25 protein-coding genes are annotated in these 23,344 nt (G+C 72.5%); 15 read left to right on the top strand and 10 right to left on the bottom strand.

Features of this window, described 5'->3' with window-relative positions:
• Positions 1-36: 36 nt before the first annotated feature.
• From ACIOD2_RS35550 to ACIOD2_RS35535, 4 genes are all read left to right on the top strand, one after another.
• Positions 37-1,419: an FAD-binding oxidoreductase gene (locus ACIOD2_RS35550; RefSeq protein ID WP_400548300.1), complete on the top strand. Its 1,383-nt coding sequence runs from the start codon at positions 37-39 to the stop codon at positions 1,417-1,419.
• Entirely contained in the window at positions 1,416-2,855 is a 1,440-nt protein-coding gene (locus ACIOD2_RS35545; protein ID WP_400548297.1) for a carboxylesterase/lipase family protein, read from the top strand. Before ACIOD2_RS35550 ends, ACIOD2_RS35545 begins: the two co-directional genes overlap by 4 nt.
• A gap of 132 nt (positions 2,856-2,987) precedes the next feature.
• Positions 2,988-4,265, top strand: coding sequence for a sensor histidine kinase (locus ACIOD2_RS35540; RefSeq protein ID WP_400548294.1), 1,278 nt, complete (start codon positions 2,988-2,990; stop codon positions 4,263-4,265).
• 96 nt (positions 4,266-4,361) lie between these two features.
• A complete protein-coding gene (locus ACIOD2_RS35535) occupies positions 4,362-5,783 on the top strand; it encodes an APC family permease (protein WP_400548291.1) in 1,422 nt (473 codons plus the stop codon).
• Here the strand turns inward: ACIOD2_RS35535 and ACIOD2_RS35530 are convergent.
• Complete coding sequence (locus ACIOD2_RS35530) at positions 5,772-6,140, bottom strand: hypothetical protein (protein WP_400548288.1); 369 nt, start codon at positions 6,138-6,140, stop codon at positions 5,772-5,774. The genes ACIOD2_RS35535 and ACIOD2_RS35530 overlap by 12 nt on opposite strands.
• A gap of 148 nt (positions 6,141-6,288) precedes the next feature.
• On the opposite strand from ACIOD2_RS35530, the gene ACIOD2_RS35525 reads away from it, so the two are divergent.
• Positions 6,289-6,723: a hypothetical protein gene (locus tag ACIOD2_RS35525; protein WP_400548285.1), complete on the top strand. Its 435-nt coding sequence runs from the start codon at positions 6,289-6,291 to the stop codon at positions 6,721-6,723.
• A 1-nt stretch (position 6,724) separates the two neighbouring features.
• Here the strand turns inward: ACIOD2_RS35525 and ACIOD2_RS35520 are convergent, their stop codons facing one another.
• The 5 genes from ACIOD2_RS35520 to ACIOD2_RS35500 form a co-directional block, all read right to left on the bottom strand.
• Positions 6,725-7,402, bottom strand: a complete 678-nt coding sequence (locus tag ACIOD2_RS35520; protein ID WP_400548282.1) for a GNAT family N-acetyltransferase — start codon at positions 7,400-7,402, stop codon at positions 6,725-6,727.
• 94 nt (positions 7,403-7,496) lie between these two features.
• Entirely contained in the window at positions 7,497-8,144 is a 648-nt protein-coding gene (locus tag ACIOD2_RS35515) for a hypothetical protein (protein ID WP_400548279.1), read from the bottom strand.
• An 85-nt stretch (positions 8,145-8,229) separates the two neighbouring features.
• On the bottom strand, positions 8,230-8,634 hold the full coding sequence (locus ACIOD2_RS35510) for a VOC family protein (RefSeq protein ID WP_400548276.1): 405 nt from the start codon (positions 8,632-8,634) through the stop codon (positions 8,230-8,232).
• Between the two features lie 70 nt (positions 8,635-8,704).
• Positions 8,705-9,262: a hypothetical protein gene (locus tag ACIOD2_RS35505; protein WP_400548273.1), complete on the bottom strand. Its 558-nt coding sequence runs from the start codon at positions 9,260-9,262 to the stop codon at positions 8,705-8,707.
• Positions 9,263-9,497: 235 nt separating this feature from the next.
• A complete protein-coding gene (locus ACIOD2_RS35500) occupies positions 9,498-10,502 on the bottom strand; it encodes an NAD(P)-dependent alcohol dehydrogenase (RefSeq protein WP_400548270.1) in 1,005 nt (334 codons plus the stop codon).
• Between the two features lie 85 nt (positions 10,503-10,587).
• On the opposite strand from ACIOD2_RS35500, the gene ACIOD2_RS35495 reads away from it, so the two are divergent.
• The 5 genes from ACIOD2_RS35495 (at position 10,588) to ACIOD2_RS35475 (ending at position 15,172) form a co-directional block, all read left to right on the top strand.
• Entirely contained in the window at positions 10,588-10,914 is a 327-nt protein-coding gene (locus ACIOD2_RS35495) for an ArsR/SmtB family transcription factor (RefSeq protein WP_400548267.1), read from the top strand.
• A gap of 79 nt (positions 10,915-10,993) precedes the next feature.
• Entirely contained in the window at positions 10,994-11,434 is a 441-nt protein-coding gene (locus tag ACIOD2_RS35490; protein ID WP_323331306.1) for a MarR family transcriptional regulator, read from the top strand.
• Positions 11,431-12,234, top strand: a complete 804-nt coding sequence (locus ACIOD2_RS35485) for an ABC transporter ATP-binding protein (protein ID WP_400548264.1) — start codon at positions 11,431-11,433, stop codon at positions 12,232-12,234. The genes ACIOD2_RS35490 and ACIOD2_RS35485 overlap by 4 nt, the downstream gene beginning before the upstream one ends.
• The gene (locus tag ACIOD2_RS35480; protein WP_400548261.1) at positions 12,194-13,015 is read left to right on the top strand and encodes an ABC transporter permease; all 822 of its coding nucleotides are present in this window, start codon (positions 12,194-12,196) and stop codon (positions 13,013-13,015) included. The genes ACIOD2_RS35485 and ACIOD2_RS35480 overlap by 41 nt, the downstream gene beginning before the upstream one ends.
• Positions 13,016-13,069: 54 nt before the next feature.
• Positions 13,070-15,172 (top strand): transglycosylase domain-containing protein, encoded by a 2,103-nt coding sequence (locus tag ACIOD2_RS35475; protein ID WP_400548258.1) that lies wholly within the window; start codon positions 13,070-13,072, stop codon positions 15,170-15,172.
• A gap of 1 nt (position 15,173) precedes the next feature.
• Here the strand turns inward: ACIOD2_RS35475 and ACIOD2_RS35470 are convergent, their stop codons facing one another.
• Complete coding sequence (locus tag ACIOD2_RS35470; RefSeq protein ID WP_400548255.1) at positions 15,174-15,602, bottom strand: nitroreductase/quinone reductase family protein; 429 nt, start codon at positions 15,600-15,602, stop codon at positions 15,174-15,176.
• A gap of 160 nt (positions 15,603-15,762) precedes the next feature.
• Between ACIOD2_RS35470 and ACIOD2_RS35465 the strand changes: the two genes are divergently transcribed.
• Positions 15,763-16,194, top strand: coding sequence for a zinc-ribbon domain-containing protein (locus ACIOD2_RS35465; RefSeq protein WP_400548252.1), 432 nt, complete (start codon positions 15,763-15,765; stop codon positions 16,192-16,194).
• A 3-nt stretch (positions 16,195-16,197) separates the two neighbouring features.
• Here the strand turns inward: ACIOD2_RS35465 and ACIOD2_RS35460 are convergent, their stop codons facing one another.
• Entirely contained in the window at positions 16,198-16,791 is a 594-nt protein-coding gene (locus ACIOD2_RS35460) for a phosphate uptake regulator PhoU (RefSeq protein WP_400548249.1), read from the bottom strand.
• A 125-nt stretch (positions 16,792-16,916) separates the two neighbouring features.
• Here ACIOD2_RS35460 and ACIOD2_RS35455 point away from each other — a divergent pair, with 125 nt between their 5' ends.
• The 3 genes from ACIOD2_RS35455 to ACIOD2_RS35445 all read left to right on the top strand — a co-directional run bounded on the left by ACIOD2_RS35455 (position 16,917) and on the right by ACIOD2_RS35445 (position 18,887).
• Positions 16,917-17,357 (top strand): single-stranded DNA-binding protein, encoded by a 441-nt coding sequence (locus ACIOD2_RS35455; protein ID WP_400548246.1) that lies wholly within the window; start codon positions 16,917-16,919, stop codon positions 17,355-17,357.
• 184 nt (positions 17,358-17,541) lie between these two features.
• Positions 17,542-17,832, top strand: coding sequence for a hypothetical protein (locus ACIOD2_RS35450; protein ID WP_400548243.1), 291 nt, complete (start codon positions 17,542-17,544; stop codon positions 17,830-17,832).
• A 65-nt stretch (positions 17,833-17,897) separates the two neighbouring features.
• On the top strand, positions 17,898-18,887 hold the full coding sequence (locus ACIOD2_RS35445; RefSeq protein ID WP_400548240.1) for a pirin family protein: 990 nt from the start codon (positions 17,898-17,900) through the stop codon (positions 18,885-18,887).
• A gap of 634 nt (positions 18,888-19,521) precedes the next feature.
• Here the strand turns inward: ACIOD2_RS35445 and ACIOD2_RS35440 are convergent.
• Positions 19,522-20,211, bottom strand: a complete 690-nt coding sequence (locus ACIOD2_RS35440) for a GntR family transcriptional regulator (protein ID WP_400548237.1) — start codon at positions 20,209-20,211, stop codon at positions 19,522-19,524.
• Between the two features lie 2 nt (positions 20,212-20,213).
• On the opposite strand from ACIOD2_RS35440, the gene ACIOD2_RS35435 reads away from it, so the two are divergent.
• Positions 20,214-21,881 (top strand): thiamine pyrophosphate-dependent enzyme, encoded by a 1,668-nt coding sequence (locus ACIOD2_RS35435; RefSeq protein ID WP_400548234.1) that lies wholly within the window; start codon positions 20,214-20,216, stop codon positions 21,879-21,881.
• On the opposite strand, the gene ACIOD2_RS35430 is transcribed toward ACIOD2_RS35435, so the two are convergent.
• Entirely contained in the window at positions 21,878-23,023 is a 1,146-nt protein-coding gene (locus ACIOD2_RS35430) for a pyridoxal phosphate-dependent decarboxylase family protein (RefSeq protein ID WP_400548231.1), read from the bottom strand. The genes ACIOD2_RS35435 and ACIOD2_RS35430 overlap by 4 nt on opposite strands.
• Positions 23,024-23,344: the final 321 nt, after the last annotated feature.

The following is a 23,344-nucleotide window of genomic DNA, read 5'->3' as shown; positions in this document are numbered from 1 at the left end:
CTAGGCTTGCGGGCGACAACGAGGAGTCCCCCGAGAATGCTGATCGACGACCTGGCCGCCGCCCTGCCGGCCGACCGGCTGGTCCGCGACCCGGACGTGCTGCGGAGCTTCGCCCACGACGAGGCCGAATGGGCACCGCACGCGCTGCCCGCCGTCGTGGTCCGGCCGCACACCGCCGAAGAGGTCCAGACCGTGGTGCGACAGTGCCTGCGCCACGGCACGCCGCTGGTCACCCGCGGCGCCGGCACCGGGCTGTCCGGCGGCGCGAACGCCGTCGAGGACTGCGTGGTGCTGGTGACCGACCGGCTGGCGGCCATCAAGGAGATCAACGAGCAGGAACGGCTCGCGGTCGTCGAACCCGGTGTGGTCAACGACGATCTGCGCGCGGCCTGCGCCGAACGCGGGCTCTGGTACCCGCCCGACCCGGCGAGCTCGCCTTGGTCGACGATCGGCGGCAACGTGGCGACCAACGCCGGCGGCGTCTGCTGCGTGAAGTACGGCGTCACCCGCGACTACGTCCTGGGCATGCAGGTCGTCACCGGCACCGGCGAACTCGTCCGGCTCGGCCGCCGCACCGCCAAGGGCGTGGCGGGCTACGACCTGGCCGGGCTGATGGTCGGCTCCGAAGGCACGCTGGGCGTGATCACCGAGGTCACCCTCCGGCTGCGTCCGGCACGGGCCGCCGAGCGGACGGTGGCCGGCTACTTCGACACGACGGTCGCCGCCGGGGAGGCCGCGGCGATGGTCGCGGCGCGGGGGGTGCTGCCCTCGGCGCTCGAACTCGTCGACCGGCACTGCCTCGCCGCGGTCGACGCGTGGAAGAACATGGGCCTGAGCACCGACGCGAACGTCGTGCTCCTGGGCCGCACCGACGCACCCGGCGCCCAGGGTGAGCACGAAGCCTCGGTGCTGCTCGAATGCTTCGAAAAGGCCGGGGCGACCTGGGCCGCGCAGTCGTCCGACCAGGCCGAGGCCGACGCGTTGTTCGACGCCCGCCGCCTCGCCTACCCGGCACTGGAGCGGCTCGGGCCGGTGCTCACCGAGGACGTCTGCGTGCCGACGCAGGCCGTGCCCGAGATGCTCGCGCGGATCGACCGGGCGGCGCTGCGCCACGACGTCGTGATCGCCAACATCGCGCACATCGGCGACGGCAACCTGCACCCGCTGCTGGTGACCCCGCCCGGCGACGAGACCGCGCGGAAGAACGCCCAGGCGGCGTTCGAGGACATCATCTCCGACGCGCTCGACCTCGGCGGCACGGTCACCGGCGAGCACGGCGTCGGCCTCTTGAAACAACCCGGCCTGTCCCGGGAGCTCGGCCCGGCGGTGCTCGAGCTGCACCGCGCGGTCAAGCGGGCGCTGGACCCGCAGCAGATCTTCAACCCCGGCAAGGTTTTCCACGAAGGAGCCCCCGCATGACCGACGCGATCGTCCCCACCACGTCCGGCGCGGTCCGCGGGGAGCTCACCGCGGACGGCGTCGCCCGGTTCCGCGGCATCCCGTACGCCGCCGCGCCCGACGGCGAGCTGCGGTTCGCCGAGGCCGTGCCGGCCCCACCGTGGGAGGACGTCCGCGACGCGCGGAGACCCGGGCCGACCGCCCCGCAGCGCCACCGTGACCTGCCGGGTTTCGACCTCGACCCGATCGTCGGCCCCGGCTGGCGGCCGGGGCCGGAGTACCTGACGGTCGACGTCTGGACGCCGGACACCGGCGCGGCCGGGCTGCCGGTGCTCGTGTTCGTGCACGGCGGCGCGTTCATCGGCGGCACCGGCTCGGCCGCGGTCTACGACGGCACGTCGTTCGCGCGGGCCGGGGCGGTCCTGGTGACCGTGCAGTACCGGCTCGGGATCGACGGGTTCCTGCCGCTCGAGGGCGGCGTGACGAACCTGGGCCTGCGTGACCAGCTGGCGGCGCTGAAGTGGGTCCGGGAGAACATCGAGGCGTTCGGCGGCGACCCCGAAAACGTCACGCTCTTCGGCGAGTCCTCCGGCGCGGTGAGCGTCGCGTGCCTGCTCGGCTCCCCGCTCGCGACCGGGCTGTTCCGCCGGGCGATCATCCAAAGTGGACACCCGGACATGGTCCGGGGCATCGTCGAAGCGAAGCGGCTCGCGCGCGTCGTCGCCGACGAGCTGCACGTCGAGGCGACCGCGGAGGCGTTCCGTAAGGTCTCGACCGAGCAGCTGCTCGACGCCCAGGACGCGGTGCTGCGCCCGGGCGGCGCACCCGACCTGCGTGACGCGCTGGGTTACGACCGCGGTTACGGGCTCAGCCCGTTCCTGCCGATGGTCGGCGACGACGTGCTGCCGCAGCACCCGGGCAAGGCGATCAAGGCGGGCGCGGGCGCCGCCGTCGACCTGATCGTCGGCAGCTGCCGCGAGGAGATGCGGCTCTACCTGGTGCCGACCGGCGTGCTCGAGGCCGTCACCGACGACCAGGCCGTCGCGTCGCTGGCCGTGTCGCACCCCGACCCGGCCGGTGTCCTGCACCGCTACGGCCTCGGCGGGGAGCGCGTGGCGGGCGAGGTGCTCGTCGACGCGCTGACCGACCTGGTCTTCCGCGACTCGGTACGCGACCTGGCCGAGAACCACGCCGGCCGCACCTTCCGCTACGAGTTCGAGTGGCGCTCCCCGCTGCTCGACGGCCGGATGGGCGCCTGCCACGGCCTCGAGCTCCCCTTCGTCTTCGACGCGCTCGACGTGCTGTCCGGGCCGCGCGGCCTGCTCGGCGAGCACGCGCCGCGGCGGCTGGCCCACGACCTGAACGGCGCCTGGTACCGCTTCGCCACCACCGGCTCGCCGGGCTGGCTGGAGTACACCGGCGAGGAGACGACGTTCCACGCGGGGGCCACCTACTGATCACGTCCCGGCCGCCCGCCCGTACGGCGGGCTTTGGTCCACCAGGGCAGACTTGTCACCCTGGCGGTTGACCATGCCCTGCCGCGCTGCGAGGCTCGAACCGCCCGGACGGCCGGATGAATGGGGACACCGATGCCCGAGGCGGGCTTTGACGCGCCGCCGCGTGCGTTCGTCCGCACGCTGTTGCGCAACGGCACGCCCGCGGAGGCTCCGGTGCCCGACGGCGACGCGGGTGACATCACCGCGGTCGGCGACGCGACGCTCGCCCGGGCTTCGCGCTACTGGGTGGTCGTGCCGCTGGCCTACCGGACCGCGGCGTTCATCAAGGTCTTCATCGGGTTCACCGCCGCGAACGGCAGCATCGGGCTGGGGCCGGTGCTCGCGGCCACGCTGTTCGCCGTCGTCGTCAACTCCGCCGAGATGTTCTGGGTGCTGCGGGTCGGCGGGCTGCGCGCCCGCGGTGCCGGCCGGGTCCTGAGCCTGGACCTCGTGGTCGGCGTACTGCTCAACTTCGCCGTGGCGGCCACGGCGCCGGCCGCGGTGCAGCCGTTCGCGATCGACGTGTCGTGGACCTGGCTGGTCGGCGCGGTCGCCATGTGGGCAGGCACGTTCGGGCTGCCGGCGGCGCTGTGGCTGCTCGTCGCGGCCGCGCCGGTGCGGGCGGCGCTCACGCTCACCGGCGGCCTCCCGCTGAACGACCAGCTCGCCGTGACCCGCTCGGTCGGCTGCATGATCGCGCTCGGGGTGGCGATCGTGCTGGCCGCCGGCACCCTCATCCTGCTCGGGGCCGGCACCCGGTTCGCGCTCGACCTCGGCCTGCGCCGCGGGCGCGAAGCGGAGCGCCGCCGGACGCTGCGCATCATGCACGACAGCGTCCTGCAGACCCTCGAGGCGCTGGCCATCTCGGCGCCCGGCGACGACGCCCAGGCCGTCACCCGGCTCAGGGAGCTGCGGTCGGTCGCCAAGGCCGAGGCGGCCGACCTGCGCCGCAAGATCACCGAGCCGGTCGAAGGCAGCTCGGTGCGCGGGTTCGCCATCGAACTCGCCGACGTCGCCACCGAGCTGGCCCGCGACGGGCTGCGCACCCAGCTCGTCGCCGCGGACTTCGCCGACGACGACAAGCTCTCGCAGGACCGGCGGACCGCGATGTGCGAGGCGGTCCGGGAAGCGTTGCGCAACACCGTGAAGCACTCCGGGACCAAGCAGGTCGTGCTGCGGGTGGAGGAGCGCGACGGCGGGATCGCGGTGGTCGCCCGGGACCAGGGCCAGGGCTTCGACGTCCGCGACCGGCCGCCGGGCTTCGGCATCAGCCAGTCCATCAAGGCGCGGCTGGCCGAGGTCGGCGGCCACGGCACGGTCGACTCCCAGCCGGGCCGCGGCACCCGCGTCACCCTGTGGGTGCCGAGCTAGACGTTCCCCGACAACGGTCCTGCGCTGGGTGGCAAGACCGCGGGCCACCCGGCGGCGCACCCTTTCCGCATCGGTACCGCAGCGGAGGAGACGCCCATGGCCGGATCGGAAACGGGCGCGCTGCGCCGGGACGCCCTCGGCACGCCGGGGGTGGTGTTCCTCGTGCTGGCCGCGGTCGCCCCGCTCACCGGCATCATCGTGGTGGCCTCGCTCGGCATCGCCCTCGGCGACGGCGGCGGGATGCCCGGCGCGTTCCTGCTCGCCGCGGTGATCCTCGTGCTCTTCGGGGTCGGCTACGCGCAGATGAGCAAGGTCGTCGTCGGCGCCGGCGGGTTCTACGGCTACGTCACGCGCGGGCTGGGCCGCCCGCTCGGCCTGGTCGCGGCGCTCGTCGCGCTGCTGGGTTACAACTGCTTCGTCGCCGGGGCGATCGGGACCAGCGGGTTCTTCACGGCCAACGTCGTCGAGCAGGTCTTCGGGTGGCACACGCCGTGGCCGCTGTGGAGCCTCGTGTCGGCCGTCGCGGTGTTCGCGCTCGGCCGCCGCGGGGTCGACGTCAGCGCGAAGGTGCTCGGGGTGTCGCTGGTGCTCGAGGTGTCGATCCTGCTCGTGCTCGACGTCGCGATCACCGCCCGGACCGGCCTGGACGTCCAGGCGTTCAGCCCCGGCCTGGTGTTCTCCGGCTCGGCCGGCATCGCGTTCCTGTTCGCCTTCAACGCCTTCGTCGGCTTCGAAGCCACCGGCCTGTTCAGCGAGGAGGCCCGCGACCCGCACCGGACGATTTCCCGCGCGACCTACACGGCGATCGTGCTGATCGGCGTCTTCGCCGCCCTCACGACCTGGGCGATCGTCAGCGCGGCCGGCGTCGAGCAGGCCGGGAAGGTCGCGCAGGACCACCTCTCGACGGGCGACCTCGTCTTCTCCATCAGCCGGACGTACCTGGGCCCGGTGCTCACCGACGTGATGATGCTGCTGCTGGTCGTCAGCCTGTTCGCCGCGCTGCTGGCGCTGCACAACTCCGCGACGCGGTACCTGTTCGCCCTCGGCCGGGCCCGCGTGCTGCCCGCCGTCCTCGGCCGGACGAACCCGGGCAACGGCGCGCCGTACGTGGCCAGCGGCACCCAGATCACCCTCGCCACGGTGATCGCCGCGGCCTACGCCCTGGCCGGGCTGGACCCGCTCGCCGACCTCACCGCGAGCATGACCGGCATCGGCACCCTGGGCATCATCACCCTGCAGGCCATGGCCGGGGTCGCCGTCGTCGTGTTCTTCCGCCGCCGGCGCGACCCCCGGCTCTGGCGCACCGCGATCGCCCCCGCGCTCGGCGGCCTCGGCCTGATCACCGTGACGGCACTGGCGATCCTCAACTTCCCCACCCTCGCCGGCTCGGACGCACCCGCGATCGCCCTGCTGCCGTGGCTGCTGGCGGTGGCCCTGGTGGCCGGGCTGCTTCTCGCGGCCTGGCTCCGGCGCCGACGTCCGGACGTCTACGCGGGTCTGGTCACGCTAGACGGCTGAGGCGTACCGGGCCGCGCGCTCGGCCACCAGGCTCGCCCGGCACGCCGTGGTCAGCCGGGCAGTGGCCGCGCTGCCGCCGTGTCCGCAACGCGGGCAGGACATCGACACGGCGACCGCCAGCTCGTCGACGGCGACGGCCAGCGGGGCCCGGCAGTCGCGGCACCAGCGGTGCCGGGTGACCGGGCTGACGTGCAGCGGCGAGGCGGCGCACTGGTGGATCCAGCGGCCGTGCACGTGGCAGGTGAGCCGGTCGTCCGGCGCGAGCAGGCCCATGTCCTCGGCGTCGTCCTCGGTGGCGAGCAGGACCGGCAGGCTCCGGACCCGGTCCGGCGCGGCGGTACGTGTCGTGGCGGTCATCGTGCTCCCCTTTCCGCTTCCTGCCCAGGCGTCGAACCGGGGACGGCGGAATCGACACCCTTGGCCAGATCCCGGCGCTATCTGGCATTCCAGCCACTCCCGGGGTGCCGGCCGAGCCGATAACTTCCTCGTCGAGGAGAGGAGTTCCGTGTCGAAGTTCCTGCTTTCGGTGCACGTCCTGGCGGCGATCCTGGCCGTCGGCCCGGTGGCCGTCGCGGCCAGCATGTTCCCCGCCGCGGCCCGGCGGGTGGCGGCGGGCGGCGACGTCACCACCGTGACCGTGCTGCACCGCATCTGCCGCGTCTACGCGCTCGTGGCCATCGCCGTGCCGGTGTTCGGGCTCGGCGTCGCGGGCACGATGCACGTCATGGGCGACCCGTGGCTGATCGTGTCCATCGGCCTGACCGCGGTCGCCGCAGCCGTGCTCGCGTTCGTCGTGCTGCCGGCCCAGAAGAGCCAGCTCGCCGCACCCACGCCGGGCACCCTGAGCCGGCTGGGCATGACGACCGGCGTGTTCAACCTGCTGTGGGCCGCCGTCACCGTGCTGATGATCGTGCGGCCCGGCTCGTCGACCGGCGCCTGACTCAGGCCGGCACCCGCACCGCCACGAAGTTCGGCCGCCACCGCACCACGAACCCCAGCGACTCGTACAGCCGGATCGCCGAGGTGTTGCCGGCGGCCGCGTGCATCATCGGCGTCTCGCCCCGCTCGCGGATGCCCGCCGCGACGGCGTGCACGAGCCGCGTCCCCAGGCCCTGCCCGCGGAAGGCCGGGTCGGTGCAGACGGCGCTGATCTCGGTGTGGCCGGGCGGGTGCAGCCGCTCCCCGGCCATCGCCACGAGCGCGCCCTCGCGCCGGATCCCGAGGTAGGTGCCGAGCTCGACGGTCCGCTTCCGGAACGGCCCCGGCTTCGTCCGCGCGACGAGGTCGAGCATCTCCGGCACGTCCGCGGGCCCGAGCCGCACCGCCTCCGGGTCCGCCGCGGGCACGACCTTCTCGTCGACGAGCTGGACGCCCGGGAGCACCTCGAGCACCTCCCAGCCCTCCGGCGGCCGGGCGGTGCCGCCGGCGACGACGACCGTCGCACCGGGTCCGGCCAGCGCGGCGACGTCCCGCCAGTCCTGCTCGCCGGGGTCGTCGGGCAGCCCCAGGAAGGGCGCGACGTCCTCGGGGTAGCGCAGCACGCGGCCGGCTCGCTCGGCGAACCGGGCGTGCGGCCCGGCCAGCGACGTCCAGGTCGGGTTGTCCAGCGGCGAAGACATGGGCGCTACCTCGGGGTCGGCCTCGGGTGATCACCCGCCAGGATGCGTCGAAAGCCCCGCCCCGCGCCGCGGCTCCCACATCGTGAGCGGGCGCTCAGCCGGTGGTGGTCAGCTCGTCGTCCGAGAGCACCTGGCTGCCGTCCGACACCACGAGCCTGCCGCCGCCGACCTTGTAGCTGTAGGCGCCGTTCACCGCGACGTAGCCGTCACCCTCGGGCTGCGCGGGCAGCACGATGTGGGTGGTGTCCGAGGCCCCCTGCCCGCGGGCCTGGCCGTCGTAGAAGATCCGGCCGTCGGGGGTCTTGCAGACCGTGACGACGGACTTCGCGGTCTCCCCCACCAGCAGCGCCGTCCCCGCGCCGCCCGGCAGGTACCGGGCGGCGTCCCCCGGGCACGGCTTCTCGGCCGGGGTGGACGACGGAGCCGAGCTGGAGGTGGACGTCGACGGCGCGGCGGGCGGGGTGGCACCGGCCGCGGTCGTGACGACGGTCTTGGTCGTCGGCAGCGCCGGTGTCGTGTACTGCGGGAACGGCCCGGACGCCGCGGGCGGGGACTTCGAGCCCCCGGCGAACAGCACGACCCCGGTCACCGCGACCGCGGCGACCACCATCAGGGTCAGCAGCACCCACAGCGCCCGCGCGCGGGCCCGGCCCGGCGCCAGGTTCGCGCAGGTGCCACAGCGCCCGGCGGCGCCGTCGTTGACCGCGCCGCACTGCGCACACGTCCAGGGGGAACCCGCCATCGGGCCTCCTTCGGGCCCGGCGCCGCAGCACGCCGGTCCTCCATCGTCACCGACGGAGGCCCGGGCTGCAACGCCCCGGAGCGGGCTACTGCCCGATGTTCACCATCCACGGGATGCCGAACTTGTCGATGCAACACCCGAATTCGTCGGCCCACGCCTGCTTTTCGAACGGAACCGTCACGGTGCCGCCCTCGCTCAGCTTCTCCCAGTAGCCCCGCAGGTCGTCGGCGTCGTCCCCGCTGAGGCTGACCGTGATGTTGGTACCGGGATTGTGTTCCATGCCTTCGGGGGTGTCGGACGCCATCAGCGTGTAGCCGCTGCCGGTGTCCAGCTGGGCGTGCATGACCTTGTCGGCTTCCGGCCCTTCGGGTGCACCGAATGACCCGAACGTGTGCACCATCAGCTTGCCGCCGAAAACGGTCTCGTAAAACTCCATGGCCTGGCGGGCGTTGTCCTTGAAGCTCAGGTACGGGTTCAAACGGGAAGCCACGGCGAACTCCTTCGGTCGGACGAGAGCAGCATCCTCGCAGAAGGCCGTGACCACGACAAACGCGGAAATATCAGACGACGAAACGCCGGTGTGCGTCCGGTTCCAACGGCAGCGAGCCGTGCAGCGCGGCCCGGGCGCGCAGCTCCAGCGCGCGGTCCAGGGTGCCGGTGCCGGGCCACGCCGCGGCGTGGAAGGTGCCGCGCCCGAACAGGTACACGAGCATCAGCTTCCCGTCCCGGCGCCCGTCCGGGGCGGCGAACTCGACACTCGCGAAGCGCAGCGCACCGCCGTAACCCGCCCGGGTCAGCCGGTCGGCGACGTCCACCAGGTCACCGGTCAGCACACGCAGGTCGCGGTTGCGGCGCCAGCAGCGGACCGTCGAGCGGCCGTAGAGGTCCTGGGTCACCAGCGGGTGCACCGGCAGCTTGGCCGACGTCGCGGCGAGCAGCTCCGCCTGGGTGCGGTCCAGCGCGTCGCCGTCCACCTTGAAACTCAGCGTGCCGCCGCCGGTCGGCGCGAGGCCGAGCGAGGCGCGCACGCGCGGGGCGGCCGCGGCGAGGCTGTAGAGGGACTGCAGGTTCGGGCGGGAGGTCCAGCAGCGGACGAGCTTGCTGTCCAGCAGGGTCACGACGTTTCCTATTCTCCGGCGTCCGTTCTCCGGTCGAGATGACCGCCGGGCCGGGCACACTGGCAATGTCCACAGTGGACGTCAGGTGCGGGGACGCGGGGTCGGAAAGGACAGCATGCTCCCGGGCCCGGCGATTCCGGACCGGAACCGGCCGATCACGCGGCGAACGGCGCCGAGGTGCCGCCGAACGGTCGACACCACAGCAGTTCAGCCGATCAGCGGTATCCCTTTCGCCTCACGCGGTGATGACGACCTTCCCGAAGTTGCCGCGGCCCCTGAAGTGCCGGAACGCCGCGTCGGCCTCCCCGAACGGGTGAACGCTGTCGATGACCGGTTCGATCGGGCGAACGGCCAGGCGCCGCAGGAGGTCCTCGGTGTCGTCCCGGCTGCCGACCCAGGTCTTGCGCACGGTCGCGCCGCTGCGGAACAGGTCCATGAAGTCGATCGGCGCCCCGCCCGCGCCGACGAACCCGACCAGCGCGATCTCGGCGTGGTGCGTCCCGGCGGCGACCAGCGACTGCGCGAACGTGCCGGGCCCGCCGACCTCGACGATCCGGTCGGCACCGCGCCCGCCCGTCGCGTCGAGCACAGCCTTGCCCCACTCGGGTGTCGCGACGTAGTCGACGACGACGTCCGCGCCGAGCTCCGTCAGCTTGGCCGCCTTCGCCGCACTCGACGTCGTCGCGACCACGCGCGCCCCGTGCGCCTTCGCCAGCTGCAGGGCGAACAACGACACACCACCGGTGCCGAGGGTGAGGACGACGTCCTCCGGACCCAGCGGGCGGCCGCCGTTGAGCGCCGTCCAAGCCGTGACGGCGGCGCACGGCAGGGTCGCGCCCTGCTCGAAGGTGAGCGAATCCGGCAGGGCGACGAGCGCGTGCTCCGAGACGGCGCGGTACTCCGCGAGCCAGCCGTCCTGGGCGTTGCCGTACCCGCGCAGGGTTTCCGCGGCCGGCAGCCGGCCGCCGATCCAGTTCGAGTGGAAGGTGTCGATCACCCGGTCGCCGGCGGCGAAGCGGGTGACACCCTCGCCCACCGCGGCGACCTCGCCCGCGGCGTCGGACACCGGGATCAGGTTCCCGGGCCCGTTGGCGAAGTGGTCGCCGCCGAGGATGAGCAGGTCGCGGTAGTTCAGCGACGTCGCGCGGACCCGGACCAGCACCTCACCGCGTTGCGGCTCGGGTGTGGGTTCTTCCTGCTGGACCAGGCTTCCGGCCGGACCGGGACGGTAGACACGCACTCTGAACGCACTCCTTCATGTTAACCAATCAGCTAACATCGACCTTGGCACACGTCCTCGCCGCCACGCAAGGGATACTCGAACCATGGCCAGCCGCACCGCGACCCCGCTCGAGCATCCGGCACTCGAGGACGTCTCGTTCGGCGAGGCGCTCGAAGCGCTGCGCGACCCGCACCGGCTGACCATGGTCGCCGCGCTGGCCCGCGAACCCGGCCAGTCGTGCGGCGCGATCATGCCCCCGGTCAGCAAGCCCGCGGCGTCGCGGCACTTCAAGATCCTCCGCGGCGCCGGCCTGCTGAAGCAGTGGGACAGCGGCACCCAGCGGCTGAACGCGTTGCGACGCGAAGAGTTCGACGCGCGCTTCCCCGGCCTGCTCGACCTGGCCCTCACCGAGGCCGCGCGCCTCCGCTGATCCGGAACTTTCCCCCGGTTCTGCGCCAACCAGACATTTAGCGTTGCTAATAGTTCTGAGTCAGAGCTACCTTGGGGCCATGACCGAACTCGCCGAACGGCTCCTGGGCACCGTCCAGGGCATCCGCCGGGTCGTGCGCCGCCGGGTCCGCGCCGACGTCCCGGGTTTTCCCCTGCCCGGCGCCCAGGTCGAGGTCCTGCGCGTGGTCGCCGACCACCCCGGCGTCGGCGTCGCGGCCGCCGCGCGGGAACTGCACCTGGCGACCAACTCCGTCAGCACTCTGGTCAACCAGCTCGTCGAGGCCGGGCTGCTGCACCGCGAACCCGACCCCCTCGACCGGCGCGCGACCCGGCTGGAGCTCACCCCCGCGGCCGCCGACCGGATGGCCGCCTGGCGCCGCGCCCGGACCGGCCTGGTCGCCGACGCCCTCACCGGACTGTCCGAAGAGGACAAAGCCGTGATCGAACAAGCGCTGCCGGCACTGGAAAAACTCATGGGCATCCTGAAGGAGCAGCCATGACCGAACCCGCGGTGCGGTGCACCGACCTCACCCACTCCTTCGGCACGACACGCGCGGTGGACGGCGTCGACCTGGAGATCCACCCCGGCGAGGTGTTCGGCCTGCTCGGCCCGAACGGCGCCGGCAAGACCACCACGCTGCGGATGATCACCACGCTGCTGCCGACCGGACCGGGCCGGATCACGGTGGCCGGCCTCGACGTCGCCCGCCGGAAGATGGCCGTGCGGCGGCTGATCGGCTACGTCCCGCAGCAGCTGTCCGCCGACGGCGCGCTGACCGGCCGCGAGAACGTCTCCCTGTTCGCCCGGCTCTTCGACGTCCCCCGCGCCCGGCGTGCCGAAGAGGTCCGGCGCGCACTGGACCTGGTCGGCCTGACCGGCGACGCCGACCGCACGGCCAAGGGCTATTCCGGCGGCATGATCCGCCGTCTCGAGCTGGCCCAGGCCCTGGTCAGCTCCCCGCGGCTGCTCATCCTCGACGAGCCGACGATCGGGCTCGACCCGGTCGCCCGTTCGGCCGTGTGGGAGCGGATCTCGCAGATCCGGGCCGAGACCGGGATGACCGTGCTCGTCACCACCCACTACATGGACGAAGCCGAGCAGTACTGCGACCGCGTCGCCCTGATGCACACCGGCAAGATCCGCGCACTGGGCACACCCGCCGAGCTCGAGGCCGACCTCGGCCCCGAGTCCACTTTGGACGACGTGTTCCGCGCGGTCACCGGTGACCGGCTCGAGAGTGAAGAAGGAGGGATCCGCAGTGTCCGTGCCACTCGCCGCACCGCCCGCCGTCTCGGCTGACCCCGGCCCGCTGCGGCAGCTGCAGATCCTGGCCGCGCGCGTCGGCGCCATGTGCCTGGTGGAGCTGCAGAAGCTGCGCCGCGACCAGACCGAGCTGCTCACCCGCGCCATCCAGCCCGCGCTGTGGCTGCTCATCTTCGGCGAGACGTTCACCCGGATCAAGGCGATCCCGACCGGCACCACGCCCTATCTCGACTACCTGGCGCCCGGCATCCTCGCGCAGTCGGCGTTGTTCATCTCGATCTTCTACGGCATCCAGATCATCTGGGAGCGCGACGCGGGCGTGCTCGCCAAGCTGCTCGTGACGCCGACCCCGCGCGCGGCCCTGGTCGCCGGGAAGGCGTTCGCCGCCGGGGTCCGGGCGCTCGTCCAAGCCCTGATGGTGCTGATCCTCGCCGCGATCCTGGGCGTCGGGCTGACCGTGAACCCGCTGAAGCTGCTGGCGATGGCCGTCGTGCTGGTGCTCGGCTCGGCGTTCTTCTGCTGCCTGTCCATCGTCATCGCCGGGGTCGTGCTGTCCCGCGAACGGCTGATGGGCATCGGGCAGGCGATCACGATGCCGCTGTTCTTCGGCTCGAACGCGCTCTACCCGGTGGACCTGATGCCGGGCTGGCTCAAGGTGCTCAGCCACGTCAACCCGCTGAGCTACCAGGTCGACGCCCTGCGCGGGCTGCTCATCGGCACCCCCGCCCACCTCGGCCTCGACTTCGCCGTTCTGGTCGTGGCGACGGTGGCGGCGATTTCGGTCGCTTCGGCACTGCTCGGCAGGTTGGCCCGGTGAGGCACATGTCTCACCGAACGGAAGCCTTATCCGGTAATGGCTAATCTCGATTCCGTGAATCGTGGCCGGGGCGTGATCCCCTTTGTCGGTTTTTGTGTCCTCGCCGGAATTCTGGCCGCCGGCACGGTGGCGCCCGCCGCCATCGGTGCCGGCCTGCTGTCGAATGAGGTCAGCGATTCCGTCGACGCCATTTCCGCGCAGCTCGCCGCCGCCGATCCGCCGCTCACGACCACGGTGACCGACCGCAACGGCGCCCCGATCGCGACCCTCTGGTCGCAGTACCGGCTACCGGTCACCGCGGCCGGGATCGCGACGACCATGAAGGCCGCGATCATCGGCGTCGAGGACCGTCGCTTCTACACCGAAGGCGGCGTCGACCTGCAGGGCATGGCGCGCGCGGCGGTCAACGACAGCGCCGGCGGGTCACTGCAGGGCGCGTCGACGATCACGCAGCAGTACGTCAAGAACTACCTCGTGAACGTCGTCGACCGGACCGATCCGGTGGCCCAGCAGGCCGACCGCGAGGATTCGCTGGCGCGCAAGCTGCGCGAGGCGAAAATGGCCGTCCAGCTCAACGACACGATGAGCAAAGACGACATTCTGGCCAGTTACCTCAACGTGGTCGAATTCAGCGGAACCGTGTACGGGGTCGGCGCCGCAGCAAAAGCGTACTTCGGGACGACCGCGGACAAACTGACCGTGCCGCAGGCGGCGCTGCTCGCCGGAATGGTGAACAACCCGAGCATCTACAACCCGTACTCGCACCCGGACAAGGCGACCCAGCGGCGCAACACGGTGATCGACGACATGGTCACCAACGGCTCGATCCCCGCGTCCTACGCCGCGACGGCCAAGGCGGCCCCGCTCGGCCTCCTCGCAGGCGGCCCGGTCACCCCGTCCGGCACGTGCATGGGCGCGGCCCCGGACGCCGGGTTCTTCTGCGCCTACGCGGAAAACTACCTCGCGCACGCCGGGTTCACGCCGGACCAGCTGGCCACCGGCGGGTACACGGTCAAGACCACTTTGGACCCCCGCGTCTCGCAGGTGACGAAGGACGCCGTCGACGCCAACGTGCCGACCACGCAGGACGGCGTGGCCAACACCTTCGCCGTCGTCCAGCCGGGCGCGAACGGGCACCAGGTGCTCGCCATGGTCGCCAACCGGAACTTCGGCACCGACCCGGCGAAGGGCGAGACGTCCACCGACATCGTGGCCGACGCGAGCAACGAGTTCGGCGCGGGTTCGTCGTTCAAGATCTTCACCTCGGCCGCGGCGCTCGTCACCGGCAAGGCGGGCCTGCAGACGCCGCTGCCGAACCCGGACAGCCAGTGCTTCACGCCGCCGAACGCGAACAGCCACACCGCCTGCTACACCGTCCACAACGACGGCCACTACGCCGATCCGATCACGCTGGCCGACGGGCTCGCGACGTCGCCGAACGTCGCGTTCGTCGGGCTCGAGAACCAGGTCGGCATGCCGACGGTGCTCGACATGGCCCGGAAACTGGGACTGCGGAACACCCTCGCGACCAACGACGCGGGTGCCGCGCCCGACCCGAAGTCGCCGAGCCCGCAGTACAACGAGCCGCAGTCGCAGTACTTCCAGAACCTGCTCTCGTTCACCCTCGGCAACAGCCCGGTCAGCCCGCTGGAGATGGCGAACGTCTCGGCGACGCTGATGAGCGGCGGCGTCTGGTGCCCGCCGAACCCGATCCTGTCGATCACCGACCGGAACGGCAACGCCGTGCCGGTGCCGCAGCAGGCGTGCGAGCAGGTCATCCCGGCCGGCGTCGCGAACACGCTCGAGGCGGGCCTGAGCAAGGACACCACGGACGGCACCTCGGCCCAGGCCGCCCACGCGGCCGGCTGGACCCGCCCCGACATCGGCAAGACCGGCACGACCCAGCAGAGCGAGTCCGTCGCGTTCGTCGGCGGCGTGGACAACTACGCCGTGTCGTCGATGGTGTTCGCCGACGGCTCCCACCCGCGGGAGATCTGCCCGGGCACCCCCGTGCACCTGGGCAACTGCGGCCACGGCGCGTTCGGCGGCACGGTCGCCGCGCCGCCGTACTTCCACGCGATGAGCCAGCTGCTGGCCGGGGTACCGGACCAGGCGATCCCCGGACCGGACCCGGCCTACCTGACGGCGCGGTCGTGACCTACCGCGGTTCGAGGAACACGAGCGGGATCTCCCGCTCGGTCTTCGTCTGGTAGTTCGCGTAGTTCTTGTAGTCGGCGGTGATCTTCGGCCACAGCCGGGCACGCTCCTCGCCGTCGGCGATCCGGGCGAGCATCGGGCGCCGCGGCGCGCCCTTCACCGAGACCTCGACGTCCGGGTTGTCGCGCAGGTTCAGGAACCACGCGGGGTGCGTGTCGTCGCCACCGCGCGAGGCGACGACGACCAGCGCGTCACCCTCCTGGTGCGGCGAGGTCAGCATGACCGACCGCTGCTGCCCGCTCTTGCGGCCGACGGTGGTCAGTTCCAGCACCGGCATGGCGGCGGCGTTCCAGCCCAGCCGCCCGCCGGTGAGCTTGACCAGACCGCGGTGGACGGCGTTCATCGCTTTGAGGCTGAAGTCGCTCGGCATGATCGTGAATCTAGTCCCGGGCACCGCCGCACCCGCGGTACGGGTCGAATGTCCGCTTCGCCCGGAACCCGGCCGGACGGGTTTGCCGAAACCACCACGAACCGGCCCGCCGGTGTGCCACGCTCCCCCGCGAACGCAGGACCGACAGGAGAGATGACCGATGCTGATCTGGGGCTACCGCACGAGGATCTTCGTGCTGGCGATGACGACGTTCCTCTGCGGCCGCTGCGGCAACCCCGCCTCGCACGCCGTCCGCAAGTCGGTCACGAAGTTCACGCTCTTCTTCATCCCGCTGTTCCCGATCCACGTGAAGTACACCGCGCAGTGCACGTTCTGCGGGATCGAGAACCGGATCCCGAAGGAGGACGCCGTCCGGCTGCAGGCGCAGGAGGAGCAGGCGCAGCAGCAGGCCCAGCAGCCCTACCCGCAGCACCCGTCGCAGCCGCAGGGCTTCCAGCCGCAGCACCCGTCGCAGGGGTTCCAGCAGCCGCAGGGTTTCCAGCCGCCGCACCCGTCCCAGCCGCAGGGTTTCCCGCAGCCGCAGCCGGGCCAGAACCCCCAGCAGGGCGAGTTCCCGCAGCAGGGCCGCTGAGCCTCACGCGCTAACGGGCGCGAACCCGCGCACCCGGCGCGCGATCGCGGCGGCGGTCGCGGCGAACCGGCCGTAAACCGCGGCCAGCAGCACGACCTCGACCGCGGCACCCGTGCCGTAGGGCCGGTCACGGCCACCGGCCCACACACGCAGCTCCCGTTCGGCCGCTTCGACCTCGGCGACGGCGTCGTCGAGCCCGCTGTCCGCGCCGGGCTCGGCCAGGATCCGCCGCAGTTCCCGGGCGGCGGTCACGGCGTGCGCGCCCAGCCGCGCGAACGCGGGCCGCGCGTCCGCCGGCACCCGGCCCGCGAGCTCGGCGGCAAGACCACCCATCCGAGTGAGATCCGCGGCGGTGTGCACGGCGGCCACGACCGCCTTCACGTCCGCCTCGTGCGGGGCGTGCAGCGCCAGCAGCGCGCACGCCTGGTCCTCGCACGCGGCGCCGAGCGCGGCCGCCGCCGCGGCATGTTCGCCCAGCGTGCAGCCGTTTTCGAGCAGGGAACGCGAGGCCTCTTCGAACGCGCTCGCGGTCAGGGCGCACAGGTCCGCCAGGCGGTGCGCCAGCGTGACGAGCTCCTTCTCAAACGCCGTCGGCATGGCGGCACCCAACCACCCCGGACCGGGGACGGCATCTCGTCGCCCGGCCCGGAACTGTCGGTCCCCCGTGCTCTCCTCGTCGGCGAGAGCGGTGCACCCCGCACCCCGAGGAGACGGAGGAACAGATGGCAGGCGAAACGCTGGTCACGGTGGTCGGAAACCTGACGGCGGACCCGGAGCTGCGGTTCACGCCCGTCGGCGCCGCGGTCGCGAACTTCACGGTGGCTTCCACACCGCGCACGTTCGACCGCGAGTCCGGCCAATGGCGCGACGGTGACGCGATGTTCCTGCGCTGCAGCCTGTGGCGGCAGTACGCGGAGAACGTCGCGGAGTCGCTCGGGCGCGGCACGCGCGTGGTCGTCCACGGACGGCTGAGACAGCGGTCGTTCGACACGAAGGAGGGCGAGAAGCGCACGGTGCTGGAGCTGGAGGTCGACGAGATCGGCCCGTCGCTGCGGTACGCCACGGCGAAGGTGACCAAGGCCGCCCGGGTCGGCGGCGGTGACGTGAGCAGCGCCTGGACGCCGGAACCGGTGGCCGCCGGGGTGGGTGAGCCTCCGTTCTGACCCCATCCGCGCCCGGTTCCCCTCCGAACGACCGTCGACGCGGAGTCGAGCCCGTCTGGACCGGCGAGAGTGACGATGAGGTGAACGCTCTGGCCGGGCCGCCGTCGTCCGAGATGTCGAATTCCCGTCATCCGGTTCGACGCGTGAGTGAGACGAGGCCGAACCACGAGCGGGAGGGACCGAGATGGACGGGAACGAGCAGCCACCGGTGACGGTCACGCGCCCCTTGGTGAACCACCGCATGCTGGCGATGCTCCGGGCGGTCGGGGCCGGGCGGGGCCTGGTGTCCTGCAGCAGCGAACCCGACCTCTTCATCGACGGGCTGTCGTGCGGTGACCAGTTCGCCGCGCACACGCTGGCCCACCTGGGCCTGGTTCGCGCGGCCGGGCCGGGGCTGCCGGGTGAGCTGGTGCCGGCGGTGCTGACGTCGGCAGGCCAGGCGATCATCAGCGGAGAGCAGCGGCCCGCCGCTTGAGGCGGCCGAGGTGTTTGACAACTCCAGAACGCGAAGAATCCGCGGCCGCGACTACCGTGGCGGGCATGAGCAACATCGAGGCCGACCCCGCCGAGCTCGCCTGCGGCGACCGGCCCTCGACGGCCGACCCGGACCGCCCGGCCGTCGAGGTCCTCACCCCGCGCGAGGTGCCGCTGGGCGGCCCGCGGGCGATGCGGGTCCGGCGGACGCTGCCCCAGCGGGCCCGCTCGCTGATCGGCGCCTGGTGCTTCGCCGACCACTACGGCCCGGACGAGGTCGCCGGAGCCGGCGCGATGGACGTCGCCCCGCACCCGCACACCGGCCTGCAGACGGTGAGCTGGCTGTTCGCCGGCGAGATCGAGCACCGCGACAGCATGGGCACGCACGCGATGGTCCGGCCCGGCGAGCTCAACCTGATGACCGGCGGCCACGGCATCTGCCACTCGGAGGTCTCGACCGCGGCCACGAAGACCCTGCACGGAGTCCAGCTCTGGGTGGCGCTGCCCGAACGGCACCGGCACACGGCCCGCGACTTCCAGCACTACGTGCCGTCGGTGAACCGGATCGAGGGTGCCGAGATCCGGGTGTTCCTCGGCTCGTTGGCCGGGCGCACGTCCCCGATCTCGACGTTCACCCCGTTGCTGGGCGCGGAACTGGTGCTGAACCCGGACGCCCACATGTCCCTCGGCGTGGACCCCACCTTCGAGCACGGCGTGCTGGTGGACACGGGCGCGGTGACCGTCGGCGGCACCCCGGTCCGCGCGGCGGAGCTGGGCTACGTCGGCACCGGCGTGCGCAGCCTGACGTTGAGCAACAACGGATCGACGCCCGCGCGCTTCCTCCTGCTCGGCGGCACCCCGTTCGACGAAGAGATCCTGATGTGGTGGAACTTCGTCGGCCGCACCCACGAGGAGATAGCGGCCTTCCGCGAAGCGTGGCAGGCGGAATCCGACCAGTTCGGCAGCGTCACGGGCTACACCGGCACCCCGCAGCGCCTGCCGGCCCCGGAACTGCCCGCCGTCCGCATCAAGCCCCGCCACAACCCGCCCCGCTGACCGCGGCCAATCCACCATCCGGTGCCACCACCGAAGTCAGCCACCCTCGCACCCGCGGCAACCATCGCCCCGCAACAACGACCGGCTGCCCTCAACATCGCCCAAGCAACAACCCATCGCCACGGCGAGCATCGCGCTGCCCGGTGACATCGCCTCGATGGCAGCACTCACTGCCACAGCCACCACGCGCGGCGTGCTGCCTGAAGCGACCAGCCGTAACCGCGGCGACCATCGCCTCACAGGGAGCACCACCGGCCGGCCATGATGGCAAGCACCGCTTGTACTCCCACGGCGAGCACCGCCCGCGGCAAGCACCCACTGAAGCAACCACCCGGCCGCCCGCAGCGAGCATCACCCCGCGGAAAGCACCAGTCCCCCAGCGATCCCGCACACCGGCCACCGTCACGCGCGGCAAACCGCACCAGCGCCCTGCCACAACCCACGGCGCAGCGCACAACCCACGGCGCCGCACCGGAACCGGCTTCAACACAGCCGGGCCGTCACCCGCAAGCGGCAGCGCACCAGCGCCGTGCCGCATCAAAGGCGCAGCGCCGAACCCACGGCGCCGCACCGGAAATCGACCTCAACACAGCAAAGCCATCACCCGCAAGCGGCAGCGCACCAGCCCGGCCCGTCAGTGCGAGACCTCACGCTCCCGAGCCAGGTAAGCCTCCAAGGTCGCCAGCCGGTGCCCCCGTGCGAACTGCTCGACCTCCGCCGGATCGCCCCCGGCCTCGATCAGGTCCAGCAGCCGGTCGTGCTCCTCCACCGACCGCGGTGCCCGCCCCGGCACCGACGAGAACGTGCTGTCGCGGACCGCGGCGAGCCGGGTCCAGCAGCGCTGCACCAGCTCGACCAGGTTCGGGTTCGGGCAGGCGCTGAACAGCACCTCGTGGAATTCGGCGTTCAGGGCGGTGAACGCCAGCGGGTCGAACTCGGCGAGGCTGCGGCGCATCCGGTCGTTGAGCGCACGGGCCCGCGCGAGCGTCTCGGGCGTGAGCAGCGGCGCGGCGAGCCCGGTGGCCGCGCCTTCGACGATCGCCACCGTCTGCATAGCGTGCCGGTAAGCGGCCGGATCGATGGCGATCACCCGGGCCCCGACGTTCCGCTCGAACTCGATCAGCTCCTCGGCCTCGAGCCGGCGCAGGGCCTCGCGCACCGGCACCGCGCTGACGTCCAGTTCCCGGCCGATCTGGTCGAGCACCAGCCGGTACCCGGGCCCGTAACTGCCGTCGACGATCCGGGCCTTGATCGTCTCGTAGGCCAGCTGGGACTTGGTGACGGCGGGCCTTCCCGAGGACGCGCTGATCATGTAGGAAACCATATATGGTCCCGCCCACGGACGACGCCCAGGAGGCCGCACCGATGCCGACGTCCCCGCCTGCCCCGACAGCGGCCGACCTGATCGTCGGCGGCCTGCGCGCCCACGGCGTCGACACCGTGTTCGGCCTGCCCGGCGTGCAGACCTACGACCTGTTCGACAGCCTGGCCCGCGCCGGCGACATCCGGGTGATCGGCGCGCGGCACGAGCAGACCGTGGCGTACATGGCGTTCGGGTACGCGCAGGCGACCGGCCGGACCGGCGTCTACACGGTGGTGCCGGGTCCCGGCGTCCTCAACGCGTCGGCCGCGATGCTCTCGGCGCACGGGGCCAGTGCGCCGGTGCTGTGCCTGACCAGCGAGATCCCGCGCGCCTACCTCGGCCGCGGGCTCGGGCACCTCCACGAGATGCCCGACCAGCTCGCCACCCTCCGGACGATCACCAAGTGGTCGGCGCTGGTCGAGCACCCGGCCGAGGTCCCGGACGCGGTGGCGACGGCGTTCCGGGAGGCCGCGGGCGGGCGGCCACGGCCGGTCGCCCTGGCCGTGCCGTGGGACGTGCTGGGCCTGCGCGCCCCCGCCGAGGTGGCCGGTCCGCTGCCGCTGCCGCGCCCGATCGTCGATCCGGACGCCGTCGACGCGGCCGCGGAACTGCTGGCCGGCGCGAAGAACCCGATGATCATGGTGGGCGGCGGCGCCCGGCACGCGGCCGCCGCGGTCCGGGCGCTGGCCGAACGGCTGCAGGCGCCGGTGGTGCCGTTCCGCGGCGGGCGCGGCATCGTCGGCGACGACCACCCGCTCGGTTTCACCTGCGTGTCCGGGTTCGAGCGGTGGCCCGAGACCGACGTCGTGATCGGCATCGGCTCGCGGATGGAGCTGTCCTGGTTCCGCTGGCCGGAGAAGCCCGCGGGCCTGAAGACGATCCTGCTCGACATCGACCCGCGGCAGGCGACCCGGCTCGAGGCGGACGTCGCGATCGTCGCCGACGCGGGTGACGCCGCGGCGGCGCTGGCCGACGCCGTCGGTCCACAACGGACGGACCGGACCGAGGAGTTCACCACGCTGAAGGCGGCGGTGGCCGACCGGTTCTCCGACGTCGGCCCGGAGCTGGAGTACCTCCGCGCGATCCGGGACGTGCTGCCCCGCGACGGTTTCTTCGTCGAGGAGATCTGCCAAGTCGGCTTCGCGTCGTACTTCGGGTTCGAGGTCTACTCGCCGCGCACGTTCGTCACGTGCGGCCACCAGGGCACGCTCGGCTTCGGCTACCCGACGGCGCTCGGCGTGCAGGCCGCGTTCCCCGGCCGCCCGGTGGTTTCGGTGGCCGGTGACGGCGGCTTCATGTTCGCCGCGCAGGAGCTCGCCACCGCCGTCCAATATGGACTCAACGTCGTGGCGGTGGTGTTCGACAACGGCTACTACGGCAACGTCCACCTCGACCAGGAGCGGCTGTTCGAGGGCCGGGCGCTGGGCGGGCGGCTGCGCAACCCGGACTTCGCCCGCCTGGCCGAGACGTTCGGCGCGCTCGGCCTCATCGCCCGCACCCCGGACGACCTGCGCGGCGCCCTGGACAAGGCGTTCGCCTCGGGCCGCCCGGCGCTGGTGCACGTGCCGTGCGAGCTGGGCGTCGGCGCGTCGCCGTGGAAGTACCTGATGCCGAAGTCGGACCGCAGCTAGCCGGCGGCCACCCGTTCCAGCGCGCCGAAGACGCGCTCGACGTCGGCCGCGGTCGTGCGCCAGTTGCTGAACGCGGCGCGCAGGGCCGGGCGGCCGTCGTAGACCGTCGGGGTCAGGAAGGTGGTGCCGTCCTCGGCGATCCCGTCGACCAGCGCGTCGATCCGGGCCTGGGTGACGTCACCGGCCAGGGTGAAGCAGACGACGTTGAGCCGCACCGGCGCGAGCACCTGCCAGCGCGGCGAGCCGTCGAGCCGCCGTCCGAGGTCGCGGGCCAGCTCGACACAGCGCTCGACGATCTCGCGGTGCCCGTCCCGGCCGTAGGCGACGAGCGAGAACCAGGCGGGCAAGGCGCGCAGCCGCCGGGAGTTCTCCGGCGTGAGGTGCAGGAAGTCCGGGATCTCGCCGATTTCGCCGAGGTAGGCCGCGTTGTTGCTGAACACCCGCAGCTGCAGGTCGCGGCGGCGGGTGAACTGGACGGCCGAGTCGTAGGGCACGTTGAGCCACTTGTGCAGGTCGACGACGACGGAGTCCGCCTGGTCGAGCCCCGCGGTCAGCGTGGCGTGCTCCGGTGCCAGCGCGGCGAACCCGCCGAACGCGGCGTCGACGTGCAGCCAGAAGTCGTGCTGCTCCTTGAGCGCCGCGATCGCGCGCAGGTCGTCGAAGTCGACGGTGTTGACCGTGCCCGCGTTCGCGACGACGATCGCCGGCCCGTCCAGCGCACCGAGCATCTCGTCGAGCTTCGCGACGTCGACGGCTTCCCGCCCCGGCAGCTCCGGCACCTTCCGCAGGGCGGAGCGGCCCATCCCGAGGAACGACAGGGCCTTCGAGATGCTCGAATGCGGCGAGCCGGACAACACGGCGACCGGCCCGAGCGCGGCGGCCCCCTCCTCCGAGACGGCCACCCCGGCCCGCTCGCCGAGCCACTCGCGCGCGATGGCCAGGCCGGTCACGGTGGACATCGTGGCACCGGTGACGAACGCGCCGGAGAACTCCGCGCCCAGCCCGAAGAGCTCACCGAGCCACCCGACGGTCTCGCGTTCCAGGTCCTGCGCCGAGGAGTCCATCCCACTGGCGGGGTTCTGGTCGTAGGCCGAGGTGAGCCAGTCCCCCGCGAGCGACGCGGGTGTCGCCCCACCGGTCACGAACCCGAGATAACGAGGCCCGGCACTGGCGGCAAACCCAGGTTCCCACCGCTGCGCGAACTCCTCCAGCGCACCCCGGCCCCCAACTCCCGCACCAGGCAACGGCGCCGCAGCCACCTCACCCGGCGGCACCGCAGCCGCCCGATCCCCCAGCCCGGCAAGCGCCTCCCCGGCAACTTTCCGGGTGGCGTCGAGCAGATCGGGCAGAGAACGCAAGTCATCGGCAAGCCTCGGGTCCATTCCCCCGACGCTAGGCGTTCCCCAGAACCCCTGTCGCGGACCAATCCCCCAAAACTGGCCCCTCACCCCATCGCCCCCGCA

This window comes from Amycolatopsis sp. NPDC088138, from assembly GCF_044741685.1.
Taxonomy (GTDB): Bacteria; Actinomycetota; Actinomycetes; order Mycobacteriales; family Pseudonocardiaceae; genus Amycolatopsis.
This window is presented reverse-complemented; position numbering and strand designations above follow the sequence as displayed.